Origin of the sequence: Algoriphagus marincola DSM 16067, from assembly GCF_000429405.1 — a bacterium.
GTDB classification, from domain to species: Bacteria; Bacteroidota; Bacteroidia; order Cytophagales; family Cyclobacteriaceae; genus Algoriphagus; species Algoriphagus marincola.
The window spans coordinates 554,629-571,549 of sequence record NZ_AUBU01000002.1; the positions used below are offsets into that span (position 1 = coordinate 554,629).

Here is a 16,921-nt window from a genome sequence, read left to right on the forward strand (position 1 = left end):
GGGGTTTTTTTATGCTTGAGATTCTGATTTGTCCTCAGGTTTTTCCTGATATGGATTAGAGACTTTTTCTTGCCAGTTGGAAGGAATGGTTTTGAGGTACAAATCTCTTTTTGGGAAAGGAATCTCGATCCGATTTTCCAGAAAAGCTTCAAAGATCGAAGTCATGACCTCAGATCTCATTTCCAGCCATATATCCATACTCCCTACCCAGAAAAGCAGCCTGAAGTCAACCGATGATTCTCCGAAGTTTTGCATAAAAACTCTTGGCTGAGGGATTTTTAAGATATTTTCTCTATTCAGCACCTCTGTCAATATTTCTTTGACTTTCTTCATGTCGGAATCATAAGCCACTCCAATGATCAGTTCGACCCGACGTCTTTTATCAGAAAGTGTCCAGTTGATCAGGCTTTGAGAAAGTAGATCGCCATTCGGAACGACTATTTCGGAACCATCATAAGCTTGAATCTTACTTGCCCTGATTCCGACTTCTTTGACAGTCCCCTTGTTGATACCTACTTCGATCTCATCTCCTATCTGAATCGGACGCTCAAAGGCAAGGATTATTCCTGAAACCAAATTATTGATGATAGTTTGAAGTCCGAAGCCGATACCGACTGATAGTGCGCCTAAAACAATGGTGATTCGGTCCAGTGGAATTTTGGCTGCCGTGAGTGCTATGAAAAAACCTACGGTAATCACAGCTAACCGTATCAAAAGGACGGAGCTTCCCAATCGGTTTTTTCGGGATGTGGCGTTCTTTTGGTCAAAGGTTGAAAAGAAATAGGCGATGCTATTAGCTAAAAATGATGATATCAGAAGAATTACCAAAAACAGCAGAATCGTTCCAAAAGTAAATGTGCTGTTTCCAAGTGTATACTCCTCAGTGAGGAAGTTTAAAACTCGCTCATAGAAAATATCGAAATAGCCAAGGTGAATCAGAATCCCATATGACCAAATCCCGAAGGCAAATAACTGTAATATTCCTAAAAACCGCTTTTCAAGCTCTTTAAAGTCTAAAAAGCTAGAAATAATATCCGAGCTCTTTTTTGTTTCAAGTGTGAGGAAAAAAAATTGCATCACCAAGTTGGTGAAAATATAAAGGGATATTCCCCTGAAGAAGCTCGTTATACCAGTGATTGTAAAAAGCTTAGTAATACTTGCTCGTCCAAGTATATTTGCGCCAAGTGAAAAAAGCTGGGTTAAAACCATAAATCCAATTAAGAAAAGTAGAATCTGTTTACCCTTGAAAGTTTTTTCTTGAATGGATTTATAGGTAAAATATCCGAAGAGAATAGTGATAAAATTTACTACTAAAAAAAGATAACGTTCTTCATAATTTTGTTCCCAATTGACACCAAGAGCAGGTCCAATTAAGCTCAGTGGTAAAAATATCCACCAAATTCGCTTGAATGGCTTAGGAAAGAACTCTCCAATCATCCATGAACTAAAAAATGCAAAAGCAAAGGATAGTCCCGAGTTGAAGGCCAAAGGAGGTCTATCAAACAAGACAAAAAAGAGAGGAGTGATAATCAAAAAGGAGGCAATGAAAGGAAATTTGGTGATGGAGCTAGTTTTTGCAAATATGGATTGACTGAAGTCTTTTTGGTTTTTGATCTTCCAAATGTTTCTCTTGAGTAAAAAACCCACGGTTAAAATTAAAAGAAAGTAAAAGGTGAGATCAACGAGGTTTCGCTCCAGAAAATACAATACAAAGGTGCTGTTAGCAAAAAAGGACTCTTTCGTGATTTCAAAGGTAGATTTATGGGATCCAAACTCTGGGTCTCTGAGTTCCCATATATAATTGGCTTCCTTTTGCCACATCCTTCGGTTCAGCTCTTTGGATCTGATCCGAAAGTATTGTCCTATCGTGATGATTTTTCCGTATAGCTCATTCAGTTGAGCCTGAAATCTTGTAAGGGTCAATTCCTGCTGAAAAATTTCATTTTTCAATTCAATGATCTGATTTTGCAGAAAACGAATCTCCATATTTAACTCAGGCGCGATTGTGAGTATTTCTTCATTTAGGCTGAAGATAGAATCCTGTTGAATCTCATTGAGTTTATCTCCCGAACTTACAATTAGGCTTACACGGCTATCAATAATTTCTTCAAATTTTTCAACTTCAGCATTAACCCCTTCTAATAAATTAAGAACTCCTTTAATGTATCGGACATTGTCTTGCCTCAGGGTATCTTGGACCAATTGCCCCAGGGAGTTGACAGCATTCCTTATTTCAGGAATGTTTTCCATCATTTCCAAAGTGTCCAATGGCTCTTGAAGGCCCAATTGGATTTTACTCAAGTCAATAGCATATTTTTTTGACTTGGAGATAAGTTGAGATAGGACGGTGCTCAGTCGTTCCTCTTTGACTTCTACATTGTTCAGTTCTTCAAAATTCTGAAGCGTAGAATTTTGGCTGGTAGCTGGCGTTTGAGGATTTGCCAAATCGAGCGAAGAGTCTCCACTCGTTTGTTCCTGAAAAGAGTACAACACGGTTGAAGACACACAAAAAATAAGTAGGAATAGGATGAATTGGCGCAAGTTCATAGCCCCTGTTAGTTTTTGGGAAGTTATAAAAAATCTTGTTTTGTTTTTAATAAAATGAATTTAATGTCAAAATGACTGTTTATTGGTTTGTTGATTAATTTTTTGAGTCAAAATGACAGGATTTTTTACTTGGTATAATATTTCTTGCATGAGTTTTAAATCGGAAACTTAACCATAAACAATTATGAAACTAGTAAAACATAATCACTTAAATTCCATTTATCCTTCAGCTTTTGGAGGATTGTTGGATAGATTTCTCCAAGATTCATTTGGAGAGATGGACAAAAGATTTAGCCCAGCAGTGGATATTTCAGAAGATGAGTCTCAATTCGAAATTCAGGTTGTAGTCCCTGGAATGAAAAAGCAAGACTTCAAGGTAGACCTTACTGATGGCCGTCTGACTATATCTGGAGAGCGGAAAATTGAGGAAAAGAAAGAGGGTAAAAACTTTCACTCCCTTGAATCTCAGTTTGGTGCATTCTCAAGAGTGTTTTATGTCCCAGATAACGTGGAGGCAGATAAGATCGAGGCTATCTATGAAGATGGAATTTTGAAAATAACCCTTCCAAAAGCTGAGAAAAAAGTCAATAAAGCCTTGATTGAGGTAAAATAATCTGAAGAGTGGGTGAACCCCACTCTTTTTTTCGGGTTAGAATAATATAGAAGCCGGTTAAAACTGGTTAAATTGATTTTCCAAATGGACCTGATTGAATAATTTTTGAGTTAAATCAGCAAAACAAGAAGAAAGTAAACTATGAGCAAAAGACAATTCTTTCTAGGAATGCTATTGGCCTCCCTCATTGGAGGCATGGTGGCTTTGGCAGGGGTTAGTTATTTCCTCCAGCCACAGGGAGTTACCACATTTGAAGAAAAGCAAAATGCAAGTTTCGTAAACCTACTTGCAGGAGAAAACTTTACGATTCCTGATGGGATTAATTTTGTGGCTTCTGCCGAGATCGTCACGCCTGCAGTAGTACACGTCAAAAGTACACTAGGATATACAGCTTCCCGACCAAGGAATCCAATCGAAGAGCTATTTGGTTTTCCCCCTGGAGATGAAAACCCAATGCAAGGCCCTGGATCCAGAAATCCAATGAGTTCAGGCTCAGGTGTAATTATTTCTTCTGACGGTTATATCGTGACCAATAATCATGTGGTCGAAGGAGCTTCTCAAATTGATATTTCCTTAGATAACAATAAGCGATTTGTCGCCAAAGTAATTGGAACTGATCCTACTACTGACCTAGCATTATTGAAAATTGAAGCTAACGGTCTTCCGTTTGTGCGGTTTGGTAATTCTGATCAAACAAAAATAGGAGAGTGGGTCCTTGCCGTTGGAAACCCATTCAATCTAAATTCCACCGTGACAGCGGGGATTATCTCGGCAAAAGCCCGAAACATCGGGATTCTTCGTGGAGTAGAAAATAACCTTCAAATAGAATCCTTCCTTCAGACTGATGCAGTGGTCAATCCGGGTAATTCTGGAGGTGCATTGGTCAACTTAGCAGGAGAATTGATAGGGATAAATACAGCGATTGCTACCCGTACGGGTACTTTCAATGGTTATTCCTTTGCTGTGCCTAGTTCGCTCGTTCGAAAAGTAGTCGATGATCTGCTTGAGTATGGAACTGTTCAGCGTGGTTTATTAGGAGTAACCATCAGAGATGTCAGTCCAGAATTAGCGGAGGAATTGAACAAGGAGTTTCCAGTTGATCAAGGCGTATATATCAATGGAGTAAATCCAAATAGTGGTGGTGAAGAAGCAGGGTTGCAGCCAGGTGATATCATCGTAGGCGTGGATGGTAGAGAGACTACATCTGTTTCTATCCTTCAAGAAATGGTGGCTAGAAAGCGTCCAGGTGATCAAGTGAAGGTGGAGTATCTTCGAGATGGTAAGAAAATGGAGGCAATGGCTACTCTTCGAAACTTTGATGGCAATACCAAAATTGTAGAGAAAGAAGTCAAGAAAACTTTCGAATATGATGGCGTTATATTTGAAAATATTTCTGATGAGCAGAAAGAGCGACTTCGGATTTCTGGAGGAGCAATGATTGCCACAGTTGGACGATCTGCATGGAGGTCTGCTGGAGCGAGACCAGGGTTTATCATTACATCCATTATAAGCGAAGATGGGCGTACTAGAATCTCAGACGCAGAGAATCTTCTCGAGGAACTAAGCTCTTTAAGCGGTCAAGAAATCGTGGTATTGGGTATGTTTAATGATGGTACCGAGTATTACTTCGAAGTTGAGCTAGATTGAAAGAGAAAATAGGCAATAAAAAATCCCACTACGATGAGTAGTGGGATTTTTTTTGATATGGTTTGTAGAAAAGACCAAGCTTAATATTAAGCTACTTGTAGTCGCTTGAATTTTGATTTGTCAAATTGAGACTTGGCATAGGTTTCATCGATTACTAGCTTTTTGATGCTATCGTCTGAGGGTAATTCATACATGGCATCGGTAATAATAGCTTCGCAAATTGATCGCAGTCCTCTTGCTCCAAGATTGTATTCTACCGCTTTGTCTACAATAAAATCCAATCCGCTTTCCTTAAATTCCAATTTCACGCCCTCCATTTCCAGAAGTTTGGTGTATTGCTTCACAAGGGCATTCTTTGGTTCGGTTAGGATTTGCTTGAGCGCTTCTTTGTGAAGAGGGTCCAAATGAGTCAATACTGGAAGTCTACCGATAAGTTCTGGAATCAATCCAAAAGCTTTTAGGTCCTGGGCAGTTACATATTGGAGTAAATTTTCTCTATCAGCCATGGCCGCTCCTGCAGACTTGCTAAAGCCAAGTGGCTGGGTATTTAGACGCTTGGCGATATGTCTCGCTATTCCGTCAAAAGCTCCCCCGCAGATAAACAAGATGTTTTCAGTATTGACAGCGATCATTTTCTGGTCCGGGTGCTTTCTGCCACCCTGAGGCGGTACATTCACAACCGTTCCCTCCAATAGCTTCAACATGGCTTGTTGAACGCCCTCACCACTTACGTCTCTGGTAATAGAAGGATTGTCGGACTTTCGAGCGATTTTGTCAATCTCATCGATATACACAATACCTCTCTCGGCAGCTTCCACATTGTAGTCTGCTGCTTGAAGCAATCTGGTCAAGATGCTTTCCACATCTTCACCTACATATCCTGCCTCAGTGAGCACTGTCGCATCTGCGATGCAGAATGGTACCTCAAGGATTCTTGCCAAAGTTTTAGCGAGATAGGTTTTTCCTGTACCGGTATCGCCCACCATGATGATATTGGATTTTTCAATCTTGATATCATCTGGGTCTATTTGTTGCTGTAGCCTTTTGTAGTGGTTGTATACCGCTACTGTGAGTACTTTTTTTGCATCCTCCTGACCAATAACATATTGCCCGAGGAATTCGGTAAGCTCCTTCGGTTTTTTGAGTTTGAACTTTGGTTTAGAAGGGGCAGACTTCTTTGTCTTTTCCTCTTCGCCAAGGATCATATGTGCTTGTTCGATACAAAAATTACAGATATGGGCTGAAATTCCGGAGACCATCAGATCCACATCTTTTTTGTTTCTACCGCAGAAAGAGCAGGTAACTTGTGCCATTAAACTGATTTTTTAACTAGAACTTCGTCGATAAGTCCGTATTCTTTAGCCTCAGGTGCCTTTAGCCAATAGTCACGGTCCGAGTCGCGTTCGATTTCTTCGTAAGTTTTGCCAGTGTGATTTGCCAAAATCTGATAAAGCTCCTGACGCATAGAAAGGATTAGTTTCAAGGAGATTTCCATGTCCTTAGATTGCCCTTGCATACCACCTGAAGGCTGATGAATCATCACTCGCGAATGCTGAAGGGCAGATCGCTTATTCTTAGCTCCACCTGCTAGCAATACAGCTCCCATGGATGCTGCGATTCCCGTACAGATAGTGGCTACATCAGGTCCGATATACTGCATAGTGTCATAAATACCAAGACCTGCTGTTACCGAACCTCCCGGGCTGTTGATGTAAAGCAATACGTCTTTCTTAGCGTCCACTGACTCCAAGAAAAGTAATTGAGCAATGATAATATTGGCAATATGATCATCTACAGGCGTTCCCAAAAAGATGATCCGGTCCATGATCAATCGAGAGAATACGTCGATTTCGCGGAAGTTAGAAGGACGCTCTTCGATGACCGCGCGGGTCATATTTTCGATATGTTGGGTGTACTGGTCAAATGCCGATCCACTGACTCCCTGATTGTGAATCGCAAATTTTCTGAATTCCTCTTTGTTAATCATAATTGGTTTTTTGAATATGGTTGCTTAAAAATAAAAAAAGCCCTTAAATAAGGACTTTTTTAAGCTTTAAAGCAATTTACTTTTCCAAAAGTTCCTTAAAGTCATCGATGCTTAGGTTCTTTTCGACAAGTTTTATTTTCTCTTGGACATAAGCCAGAACCTTATCATTCTGAGCTGAGGTCAGCATATTCATATAGTTTTGACCTTCATTACCTTGGAGGTAATTGTCAACAAACATTTCCATGCTCTCTTCCATAGATGAACCAAGGCCAGATGAAGCAAATTGCTCACGAATCATTTCCTTAGTTTTCTCAATCACATCTGCATGCTCAGCCTTGATGTCGTTTGCCCGGGCGATTTCATTCGAGATTAATGACCAAATCAACTGTCTTGAATAAGCAGGGAATTCATTTTCCACATCTTTCTCAGTCACTTTGCCTTCGTTGGCTTTTAGCAACCATTCCTTCAAGAATTCTTCTGGAAGGTCAAGATTAGCTTTCTCCACCAAGGTCTTTTTCAATTCCTCCTCTGTGAAAACTTGAGATTCTCGATCATAGCTAGACTGAAGGGTCTCTTTTACTTTGGCGACAAACTCCTCCTCGGTTTTTACTTGATCAGGACCAAAGATTTTATCAAAAAATTCCTGATTCATTTCAGCTTCTGCCTTTCTGTTTACATTCTTAATGGAAAAAGAAAGCGCTCCTGAAAGATCCTTCGCATCTTCTTCTGTCAATCCAAATGCTTCTTCCCACTGACCTTTCTTGACATCCTTAGCATCGAAGTCTACTAGGTCTTCCTTGCCTTTTCCGATGAATTTTTCAGCCAGTTTTTTTGTGATTTTAGATAGATCCAAAGAAACGGTATGCTCAAAATCACCCTCTTTAGCTTTAACATCACCGTAAACATGATCGCCAGCTTCTACGGATTCAGGGTTAGTACTTTCGCCGTACTGAGACTTAAGGTTTTGTATAGTCTCGTCCACAAGCTTATCATCTACTTGGATTTGATATTTGGTAGCTTCTAGACTTTCGTCAATTGGAAGTTCGAAGTTTTCAACAAAACCAATTTTGTATTCGAAATCAAAATCTTTCTGCTTTTTCCAGTCGATTTGTTCTTCAACTTTTTCGACAGGAAGTGGATCTCCTAGAATTCTGAAGGACTGCTCCTTGATGTAGTTGTTTAGTGAATCACCAAGAATGGAGTTGATCTCATCTACTAGAATAGAAGTTCCGTAGATGTTTTTTACCATAGAAACAGGCGCTTTGCCAGGTCTAAAGCCCTTAATGCTGACCTTTTTTGCGTAGTCTTTTAGCTTGGCGTCTACCTTGGGTTGATAATCTGCCTCCGTTAGTTTAATTTTAATAGAGGCTTGATTTGCGGAATGCTTGTCTAGTGTAATTTCCAACGTATAAAATATTTATGATGATTTCGAACTAAAAACCCCCAATCGCTTTCCTGAGTGTTTTCAGGGAGTGATTGAGGGTTCGATTTGTGTGCGGATGGAGGGACTCGAACCCCCATGCCTCGCGGCGCTAGATCCTAAGTCTAGTGCGTCTACCAATTTCGCCACATCCGCTTTTCGACCGTATCACTTTCGTACGGCTGTCAATTGTGGATGCAAAGGTAGGTACTTCCTGAATATTTGCAAGCATCCGAGAAAAAAATATTTTAGATTCTGAAATAGAAATCATCCTTACCATTTTTGTGTTAAATTTCTAATATGTCCATGATCCAAGTTGATATAGAAGAAGAGCGAAAAGAAATCCTAAAAAGGTATCGTCGTCTCCTCCGACAAGCCAAACCAATCTTAAAGCCAGGAGATGCGAAAATCATCAAAAAGGCCTTTAATGTGTCTTTGGAGGCGCACAAGGATATGCGCCGCAAATCAGGGGAGCCATACATCTATCATCCATTGGAGGTGGCCTTGGTATGTGTGGAGGAGATTGGCTTGGGAACAACATCCATAGTAGCTGCGCTTTTGCACGACGTAGTGGAAGATACCTATTGGGAGCTAGAAGATATTGAGCGGGAATTTGGTCATAAGGTCATGACCATTATCGATGGATTGACCAAAATTGCAGGAGTATTCGAATATGGGAGCTCTCAGCAGGCGGAGAATTTCCGAAAAATGCTCCTGACGCTATCTGATGACGTCCGGGTAATTTTGATCAAGATAGCGGATCGTCTGAACAATATGCGTACGCTGGGCAGCATGCCCCGTCACAAGCAATTGAAAATCGCCTCTGAGACGATGTATCTCTACGCTCCGCTTGCACATAGGTTGGGGCTTTATGCGATCAAATCCGAACTCGAGGATTTGTATCTAAAATTTACCGATACCACCACCTACAAGGCGATCGTTCATAAAATCAATGAGTCTAAGTCCTACCGAAATAAATTTATCCGGCAGTTCATCCAGCCCATCGAGGAGGAGCTCAATCGGCAAGGATTCAAATTTAGCATCAAAGGAAGGCCTAAGTCGGTTTATTCTATCTACAACAAGATGAAAAAGCAAAATATACCTTTCGAAGAGGTATACGACCTTTTTGCAGTGCGGATCATCTTGGAGTCTGAGTTGGAAAATGAAAAAGCCGACTGTTGGCAAGTGTATTCAATCGTGACAGATTTTTACCGGCCAAATCCAGACCGTCTTCGAGATTGGATTTCTACACCTCGATCAAATGGATATGAATCCCTTCATACAACTGTCATGAGTAATCTCGGTCAGTGGGTGGAAGTGCAGATTCGTACTAGCAGAATGGATGAAATTGCTGAGCGAGGTTATGCGGCTCATTGGAAATACAAAGAAAAAGATGCACCCGGTAAGACTACCTCAGGTTTGGACGAATGGATTACCCAAGTGAGAAGCATGCTCGAATCCAATGAAGGGAATGCCATAGAGTTTATGGATGACTTCAGGGGGAATCTTTTCCAGGAAGAGGTTTTTGTTTTTACCCCTAAGGGAGATTTGAAAGTGCTGGCTTTTGGCTCTACTGCTTTGGACTTTGCATTTGAAATTCACACAGAGGTGGGAGCCAGATGTATCGGAGCAAAAGTCAACCAAAAGCTAGTGCCGATCACTCATAAACTAAAAAATGGGGATCAGGTCGAAATTCTTACATCAAATAAGCAAAAGCCTTCCGAAGATTGGCTCAATCATGTAGTCACCTCGCGAGCAAAAGCTAAAATTAAAGATGCACTCCGAGAAGAGAAAAAATCTGCAATTGTAGATGGAAGAGAGATTGTGCAGCGAAAGCTGAAGCAAATGAAAATGGAGTTTAGCTCCGAGACAGTGGAAAAACTTCGCGCTTATTTTGAATTAAAGACGGCCAACGACTTTTATTATAAGGTTGGAAAGGGAATTATTGATCCAACTACGATCAAATCCTTCAAAGATTTCCGAGAAAATCAAAAGTTAAAGCATAAAGCTATTCAGGAGAAAGTTCGGGATGAATCAACTTTCACCAAGGAAATCAAGAGCCTTAAAGGACCAGATCATGACCAGTTGTTGATCGGGGAGGATATGGATGTGGTTGATTATATTTTGGCCAAGTGTTGCAATCCAATTCCCGGGGATGATGTATTTGGCTTTGTTACGGTAAATGAAGGAATCAAAATTCACCGAACATCCTGTCCGAATGCCTTAGAGCTGCTTTCAAATCATGGAAACCGTGTGATCAAAGCTAGGTGGACCAGCCAAAAAGAAATAGCCTTTTTGGCAGGGCTTCATATCGTTGGTACAGATCGGGTAGGATTGATTAATGATGTAACCAAAGTTATTTCCAGTGAATTGAAAGTAAATATGCGATCTATTACTGTAGATTCAGATGCGGGGATTTTTGAGGGTACCATCAAGCTCTACGTTCACAGTACGGAGCATTTGGAGACCTTAGTGAAAAATCTCAAAGAGGTTGAAGGGATCATTAAGGTAACTCGATTTGATTAGAGTGAATTAATTCTCCGCTTCATGGGTTATATTTGACAAAAAAATAAATAAATGTCTTTGAATACCGCACATTTCGAGGAAGTCAAGAGAATATTTACGGCCTATCTGGAGAATCAAAAGCTTCGAAAAACGCCCGAGCGATATGCGATTTTAGAGGAAATATACAGTCGGTCCGGTCATTTTGATGTAGAAGGGCTCTACATCAGCATGAAAAATAAAAATTATCGGGTCAGTCGGGCTACGGTTTATAATACCTTAGATCTACTGGTTGAATGTGATTTGGTGACCAAGCATCAGTTTGGGAAGAATTTAGCGCAATTCGAAAAATCCTACGGATACAAGCAGCACGATCATTTGATCTGTATTGATTGCAATGAAGTTCTGGAATTTTGCGATCCACGCATCCAAAATATCCAAAATACCGTTGGAGATATCTTGAACTTCAAGGTGCTTCATCATTCATTAATTTTGTATGGTAACTGTACTAAGGAGAATTGCGAAAATAGACCAAGTCCAGAAGCATGAAATCAAGGATGATCTCAAACATTCTTTTACACAGTTTGAGATCTTTTCTTTTTTGAGGTTCATATTCTAAACGATTACTATCCAAAATAAAAAGATGAAATCGAGCATGACGCGAGCGATACTCACTGGGATGATTGTAAATTGTGCGAAATTCCATGTGGCCTTGAAAATCAAATTATAAACACATGAAATCGAGCCTGCCTGAGGCAGACAGGCATGACGTACCCGTCGCACAGAGGGATGACTATAATTGCGCGATTCTCCCGATTCTCGGGACAGGCTATGTGACCGCTTAAAGACAAATTATAAACACATGAAACTAAGCTATCAATCAGAAAAAGACGATAAGGCTCATTATTTACACATTCAGGGAGATTTGATAGGTGATGAGATGGGGCCTAAGCTCGTAGAGATTGTATCCGATGCGATACAGGAAGGCGCTAAAACTTTTGTGGTAAATCTCAAAGAGGTGCGCTACATCAGCTCGTCAGGGATAGGCTTACTGATAACCATGCTAACAAAAATGCGGAATGCCGGCGGAGAAGTTTATCTGACTGCGCCTTCAGAGCATGTCAAAAAACTTTTGATCATTACTAAGTTGAATAATATTTTTTCAGTCTATGATTCGGTTGAGGATTTTAGAGCTGCATTTTAGTTTAACAAGGAATTTTGAATGATTTGATGATTATTCCCAAGTTTCACTTGGTTTTGATTCTTTGAATCGCAAATTTCGGCCTTTAAAAAATCTTTGATAGAAAAGTAATCCCCGCATCAGTATGAAGATGGATGTATTGCTCGGTCTCCAATGGGGAGATGAGGGTAAAGGTAAAATTGTGGATGTTTTGGCTCCTGAATATGAAATCGTCGCTAGATTTCAAGGTGGGCCCAATGCAGGGCATACGTTGGAGTTTGACGGGATCAAGCACGTTCTTCATCAGATTCCATCAGGTATTTTCCGCTCGCAGATATTGAATATCATTGGAAATGGAGTGGTATTAGACCCGGTAATCCTAAAGAAAGAGATCGAAGGACTTGGGAAGTTTTCGATAGATTATATGAAAAACCTGGTTGTCTCCAAAAAGGCAACAATCATCGTTCCCACGCATAAATTATTAGATGCGGCCTACGAGAAGTCCAAGGGCGATAAAAAGATCGGGTCTACTCTTAAAGGAATCGGCCCAACCTATCAAGATAAAATTGGTCGATCTGCGCTTCGGATTGGGGATATTTTAAGTCCCGATTTTAATGATAAATACCAAACGCTTCTCGAAAAACATAGGACTATTTTATCCTTCTATGATTTTCCTTTAGATGAATTGCAGGAATTGGAGAAAAGCTTTTTTGAGGCGATCGCTTTCGTCAAAAGCCTGAATCTTATTGACAGTGAATATGTGGTTAATGAGGCGCTTTCAGGAGGCAAGAAAATTTTGGCAGAAGGAGCTCAAGGCTCGCTTCTTGATATAGATTTTGGTTCCTATCCATTCGTGACTAGTAGCAGTACCATGACGGCAGGAGCTTGTTCTGGTTTGGGGGTAGCTCCATCTCGGATTGGTGAGGTTTTCGGTATTTTCAAAGCCTATTGCACTCGCGTAGGAAGTGGACCGTTTCCTACAGAGCTTTTTGATGATACTGGAGAGGCTATGCGTAAGGAGGGAAATGAATTTGGAAGCACTACTGGAAGGCCTCGTCGCTGTGGATGGTTGGATCTTCCAGCCTTGAAATACTCCATCATGATCAATGGCGTTACGCAGCTATTTATGATGAAAGCTGACGTGCTGAATATCTTTGAGGAAATCCAAGTTTGTACCCATTATCAGTTGAAGGATGGTAGCGTGGTAGATAAATTGACCTTCGAGATTTCAGACATCGAGGCCACACCGATCTACAAGACTTTGCCTGGGTGGAATTGTGGCTTGGATGAGGTGAGATCATACGATGATTTTCCGGCCGAACTGAAAGGCTATGTGTCTTACTTGGAAAAAGAATTACAGGTTCCTATTCGATTAGTTTCGGTAGGGCCGGATAGAATGCAGACGATTCTTCGTTGATCTAAGAAAAAAATGAAGGCCTCGAGGTGAAAACTTCGGGGCTTTTTTAGTTTTCACCGAGGGGGTTCTTATTTTAGCAGAAAGTTGAAGGATTGAGAAGGATAGCATTCATTATTTTATTTTTAATTTCACTTAAAGCTCAGGGGCAGTTTGGTTTCCCCTATTGTGAGACTTTTCAGACGAGCTCTACTCAAGCTAATACAGTTTTTGGCGGTGATGCGGTTTTGGTCGATGGAGTTTTAAGGCTTACGAACAATCAGCTGAATCAGCGAGGCTATGTTTATATTGATGTTCCTTTTCCTTCTGTTTATGGTATTAAGGTTGAATTCGAATATTTTAGCTACGGGGGAGATATTGCAAATCGTGCAGATGGCCTAGCTGTTTTTTTATTTGATGCTGCGACTCAAAATTTTGCTCCAGGAGGATTTGGAGGGTCCCTTGGCTATGCACAACGAAACAATGAACCTGGACTTACCAATGCCTATATGGGAATTGGCTTTGATGAGTTTGGGAACTTTGGAAATACTGCTGAAGGAAAAAATGGAGGATTTCCCGGCGTCGGTGATGCACTAGTTCCAAACACAGTCGTGGTGCGGGGTCCTGGGAATGGATTGTCAGGTTATCCTTTCATTATAGGCAGAAGAACACTTGACGCAGGCAACTTAGGCTTAAGCCCGGAAAGAACTTTTGAAATCAGTTCAGGAGGAACCGGTACACAACGGGTCACAGATCCCAATCAAGTAGGGTATCGGAAAGTGTTTATAGATTTACAGCCTGTAGAGCAAGGTGTTGGCTATCAATTTAAAGTTGACATGATGGTCACGACAGAGACAAATAACCCCCGGATGGTCGCGATTTTTGATCGAGCCTATGCTTTCCAACCACCAAAAGAATTGAAAATCGGATTTTCAGCTTCTACAGGTGGATTTACCAACTTCCATGAAATCAGAAATCTAGTGGTAGAAGTATCAGCAGATGATGATCTTGTTGATCCGCAAGGAGTGGACTTTGAAGATGTGGCGTCTTGTGAAGGTCAAGAAAACCAGTATTTCATTACGGATGAAGAGGTAGTGCTTCCCAATCAGGATTCTCAGATTCGTTGTTTGCAGTTTTTTGAAAAGCTGGAGGATATTCAGGAGAATAGTTCTGATGTGTGCAATCAAGGAAAATGCCTAGAAGAAAATCAGGTTTTGGTACTACCGCAAGGGACGATTCGTGCAGGAGAGGCCGGCTCATATACTTTTTTCCCCAATCCGGGTACAAGAGATCAACAGGTAGAAGTCTTTTATACGATCACAGATAATTATGGTAAAGCATCATCGGGAAATAAGATTACTTTGAATATTCAGGAGTCACCAGCTCCGGTCAGAATTTTTGCCGAAGGGGTTGAAAGCCCAATTGAAGAGTCTTTTAATCTTTGTCCTGGTGAAAGTGTCGTTTTTGTTTCCGAAGGAGATGAAGCCTATCAGCGCTACGAATGGTACAAAGATGGAGCTTTGCTCGAAGGAGAGACGGCTGCGAATTTGGAGGTTTTTGAACCTGGCCTTTATGAGATTTGGGCATATAATCGAAAGAATTGCCCTGCTAAGTCTAATCAAGTACAAGTGCTTTTCCCTGAATATCCTTCCTTGCAAATGTCCGGGACGGTCATAGGATGTGAAATTAACGAGCCGGTAAATGTTTTTGATTTTTTGTTGAATTATGACCCAGATGAATATGATTATCGACTGACAGGAAACGGTCTAGAATTATTCAATGAAGAGATCGAGCAAGTTCCGTTAGGAGGTATTTACGAGTTGACTGCAAAACCAAAGGGTTTTGAATGTTACAATAGTCAGTCAACAGAGGTGGAGGTATTTATCCAATTAATTCCCCTTACCGTAGATTTTGACTTTGTAGTGGAGGGAACGGATATCAGAGATGATGAGAGCGGGGGTATTTTTGCTGACGATCCGATTGCTTTTACCGAGCTAGCTGATGAAAGAGCGGTTGAATGGTCTTGGGACTTTGGTGATGGAAGTACATCCACGGAGCAGAATCCCATTCATGTTTTTGGAAAAAAGGGTGAGTTTCAGGTTGTATTGACAATTACGGACCAGTATGGTTGCCAAGAATCTTTCCAAAAGACAGTTTTGATTACCAAAAGCTACCGAATAATGTCACCCACCGGCTTCACACCTAATGCGGATGAAAACAAAACTTTCACTCCCAAGTACAAAGGCTTGGTTGCTGTCGATTTGATGATCTTTAATAGTTGGGGTGAGTTGCTCTTCCGATCAGATGAATTGCAGGGGCCAGGTTGGGATGGAACCCTAGAGGGAAAGCTTTTGGATGCGGGCCTTTATATCTTTAGGATAAATGCTGAAACGGTAGAAGGAGAGTCAATTACTGAGACAGGAAAATTCCGATTAATAAGATGAGACATCGAGATTGGATTTTCCTTGCGTTTATCTTCATTAGCTTTTTTGCAAAAGGCCAAGATGTTCAGTATTCACAATTCTATGCAAATCCTTTGTATTTGAATCCGGCCTTTGCAGGCAGCACAGATCAAACACGCCTTGGAGCGAACTTCAGGAATCAATGGCCCGGTTTGGACGAAAGCTTTATTTCCTACACTGCTTACGCCGATTTTTTCAAAGAAGAAATTAACAGCGGGTTTGGATTGATCTTTACTGGTTCTAGAGAAAGTTTCCTTCAAAGTCAGGTAATGGAGGCTGGGCTGGTTTATTCATATCGTTTGCGGCTATCCGAATCTGACTTTATACAATTTGGAATGCAGGGTAGTTTCTATTCCCGAGATGCTCTTTTTGATGATATCATTTTAGGAACGCAGCTAGATATTGATCGGGGACTAATTGTCGGGGCTCCCGGAGAGGGATTTGAGGGGGATAGTCGATTACGGGCTTTTGATGCTCATGCGGGTATTTTGGCTTATGGAGAGCGTTATTGGTTTGGTTTTTCGGCTTTCCATTTGCTCGAACCGCCCATCAGTTATTTGGATGTAGAGAGTAATACGCTACCAATCAGGTTTAACGCCCATGGTGGGATACGATTTGATTTGGCTCCAGGTGATATCAATGATTTTTTCAACAACACGGATCAGGAACGTAGTCTGGCTTTCGCATTTAATTATAAAAGTCAGGGTGCGTTTTCTCAGTTGGACATAGGGACAGAGTTTTATTTCGAGCCGCTAATCCTTGGTGTTTGGTATCGAGGTCTTCCGACAAAATATCAACTTCCGAATAGTGAGTCCATTGTAGCCTTGGTTGGAATTAGTCTTGAGTCGGGAATTGAAATTGGATATAGTTATGATTTTTTGATTTCAAAGTTGGGTCAAATTGCTACTGGAGGAGCTCATGAGATATCGATTCGCTATCTGCTTTCCCCAAATCCAGCCAAGCGAAATATGTCCAACCCACCGGGTTTTCGATTTTAATCCTCAGATTTTTTGCTTGGGTAAAAAAAAGTTTGATCTATTCCTGCTTTATCCTCAACCACTTACTTGACAAAGTAAAAAAAGGTTGCGGTTGTGATTTGTTAAGAAATAAAATCCTGCGATATTTGTCCTCCCGAAAGCGCGGAAGGCGCGGGGGGAATTGAAAAGCGGG

The 16,921-nt window shown here is 40.9% G+C and carries 12 protein-coding genes and 1 tRNA gene; 8 read left to right on the forward strand and 5 right to left on the reverse strand.

Annotated elements, in window-relative coordinates; all coding sequences use genetic code 11:
• Nucleotides 1-9: 9 nt before the first annotated feature.
• Nucleotides 10-2,547 carry a mechanosensitive ion channel family protein gene (locus G457_RS0105550; protein ID WP_081701381.1) on the reverse strand — a complete coding sequence of 846 codons (2,538 nt, stop codon included), beginning with the start codon at nucleotides 2,545-2,547 and terminating at the stop codon, nucleotides 10-12.
• Nucleotides 2,548-2,731: 184 nt separating this feature from the next.
• On the opposite strand from G457_RS0105550, the gene G457_RS0105555 reads away from it, so the two are divergent.
• The gene (locus G457_RS0105555) at nucleotides 2,732-3,160 is read left to right on the forward strand and encodes an Hsp20/alpha crystallin family protein (RefSeq protein WP_026945580.1); all 429 of its coding nucleotides are present in this window, start codon (nucleotides 2,732-2,734) and stop codon (nucleotides 3,158-3,160) included.
• Between the two features lie 141 nt (nucleotides 3,161-3,301).
• Nucleotides 3,302-4,807 (forward strand): S1C family serine protease, encoded by a 1,506-nt coding sequence (locus G457_RS0105560; RefSeq protein WP_026945581.1) that lies wholly within the window; start codon nucleotides 3,302-3,304, stop codon nucleotides 4,805-4,807.
• A gap of 86 nt (nucleotides 4,808-4,893) precedes the next feature.
• Here the strand turns inward: G457_RS0105560 and clpX are convergent, their stop codons facing one another.
• The 4 genes from clpX to G457_RS0105580 form a co-directional block, all read right to left on the reverse strand.
• A complete protein-coding gene (gene clpX, locus G457_RS0105565; RefSeq protein ID WP_026945582.1) occupies nucleotides 4,894-6,120 on the reverse strand; it encodes an ATP-dependent Clp protease ATP-binding subunit ClpX in 1,227 nt (408 codons plus the stop codon).
• Nucleotides 6,120-6,794: an ATP-dependent Clp protease proteolytic subunit gene (locus G457_RS0105570; RefSeq protein ID WP_026945583.1), complete on the reverse strand. Its 675-nt coding sequence runs from the start codon at nucleotides 6,792-6,794 to the stop codon at nucleotides 6,120-6,122. The genes clpX and G457_RS0105570 overlap by 1 nt, the downstream gene beginning before the upstream one ends.
• Before the next feature lie 76 nt (nucleotides 6,795-6,870).
• Nucleotides 6,871-8,199 (reverse strand): trigger factor, encoded by a 1,329-nt coding sequence (gene tig / locus G457_RS0105575; RefSeq protein ID WP_026945584.1) that lies wholly within the window; start codon nucleotides 8,197-8,199, stop codon nucleotides 6,871-6,873.
• A gap of 89 nt (nucleotides 8,200-8,288) precedes the next feature.
• A tRNA-Leu gene (locus tag G457_RS0105580) sits at nucleotides 8,289-8,370 on the reverse strand.
• Nucleotides 8,371-8,520: 150 nt separating this feature from the next.
• On the opposite strand from G457_RS0105580, the gene G457_RS0105585 reads away from it, so the two are divergent.
• From G457_RS0105585 to G457_RS0105610, 6 genes are all read left to right on the forward strand, one after another.
• On the forward strand, nucleotides 8,521-10,740 hold the full coding sequence (locus G457_RS0105585) for a RelA/SpoT family protein (protein WP_026945585.1): 2,220 nt from the start codon (nucleotides 8,521-8,523) through the stop codon (nucleotides 10,738-10,740).
• Nucleotides 10,741-10,791: 51 nt separating this feature from the next.
• Nucleotides 10,792-11,265, forward strand: coding sequence for a Fur family transcriptional regulator (locus G457_RS0105590; protein WP_026945586.1), 474 nt, complete (start codon nucleotides 10,792-10,794; stop codon nucleotides 11,263-11,265).
• A 313-nt stretch (nucleotides 11,266-11,578) separates the two neighbouring features.
• The gene (locus tag G457_RS0105595) at nucleotides 11,579-11,920 is read left to right on the forward strand and encodes an STAS domain-containing protein (RefSeq protein WP_024281579.1); all 342 of its coding nucleotides are present in this window, start codon (nucleotides 11,579-11,581) and stop codon (nucleotides 11,918-11,920) included.
• 121 nt (nucleotides 11,921-12,041) lie between these two features.
• Complete coding sequence (locus G457_RS0105600) at nucleotides 12,042-13,313, forward strand: adenylosuccinate synthase (RefSeq protein ID WP_026945587.1); 1,272 nt, start codon at nucleotides 12,042-12,044, stop codon at nucleotides 13,311-13,313.
• Between the two features lie 92 nt (nucleotides 13,314-13,405).
• Nucleotides 13,406-15,733, forward strand: coding sequence for a PKD domain-containing protein (locus tag G457_RS0105605; RefSeq protein WP_026945588.1), 2,328 nt, complete (start codon nucleotides 13,406-13,408; stop codon nucleotides 15,731-15,733).
• Nucleotides 15,730-16,749, forward strand: a complete 1,020-nt coding sequence (locus tag G457_RS0105610; protein WP_026945589.1) for a PorP/SprF family type IX secretion system membrane protein — start codon at nucleotides 15,730-15,732, stop codon at nucleotides 16,747-16,749. Before G457_RS0105605 ends, G457_RS0105610 begins: the two co-directional genes overlap by 4 nt.
• Nucleotides 16,750-16,921: the final 172 nt, after the last annotated feature.

Excerpts from the sequence above, each read along its gene's own strand:
- G457_RS0105550 (WP_081701381.1), bottom strand. The coding sequence starts at position 2,547 with ATGAACTTGCGCCAATTCATCCTATTCCTACTTATTTTTTGTGTGTCT.
- G457_RS0105555 (WP_026945580.1), top strand. The coding sequence starts at position 2,732 with ATGAAACTAGTAAAACATAATCACTTAAATTCCATTTATCCTTCAGCT.
- G457_RS0105560 (WP_026945581.1), top strand. The coding sequence starts at position 3,302 with ATGAGCAAAAGACAATTCTTTCTAGGAATGCTATTGGCCTCCCTCATT.
- clpX (WP_026945582.1), bottom strand. The coding sequence starts at position 6,120 with ATGGCACAAGTTACCTGCTCTTTCTGCGGTAGAAACAAAAAAGATGTG.
- G457_RS0105570 (WP_026945583.1), bottom strand. The coding sequence starts at position 6,794 with ATGATTAACAAAGAGGAATTCAGAAAATTTGCGATTCACAATCAGGGA.
- G457_RS0105585 (WP_026945585.1), top strand. The coding sequence starts at position 8,521 with ATGATCCAAGTTGATATAGAAGAAGAGCGAAAAGAAATCCTAAAAAGG.
- G457_RS0105590 (WP_026945586.1), top strand. The coding sequence starts at position 10,792 with ATGTCTTTGAATACCGCACATTTCGAGGAAGTCAAGAGAATATTTACG.
- G457_RS0105595 (WP_024281579.1), top strand. The coding sequence starts at position 11,579 with ATGAAACTAAGCTATCAATCAGAAAAAGACGATAAGGCTCATTATTTA.
- G457_RS0105600 (WP_026945587.1), top strand. The coding sequence starts at position 12,042 with ATGAAGATGGATGTATTGCTCGGTCTCCAATGGGGAGATGAGGGTAAA.
- G457_RS0105610 (WP_026945589.1), top strand. The coding sequence starts at position 15,730 with ATGAGACATCGAGATTGGATTTTCCTTGCGTTTATCTTCATTAGCTTT.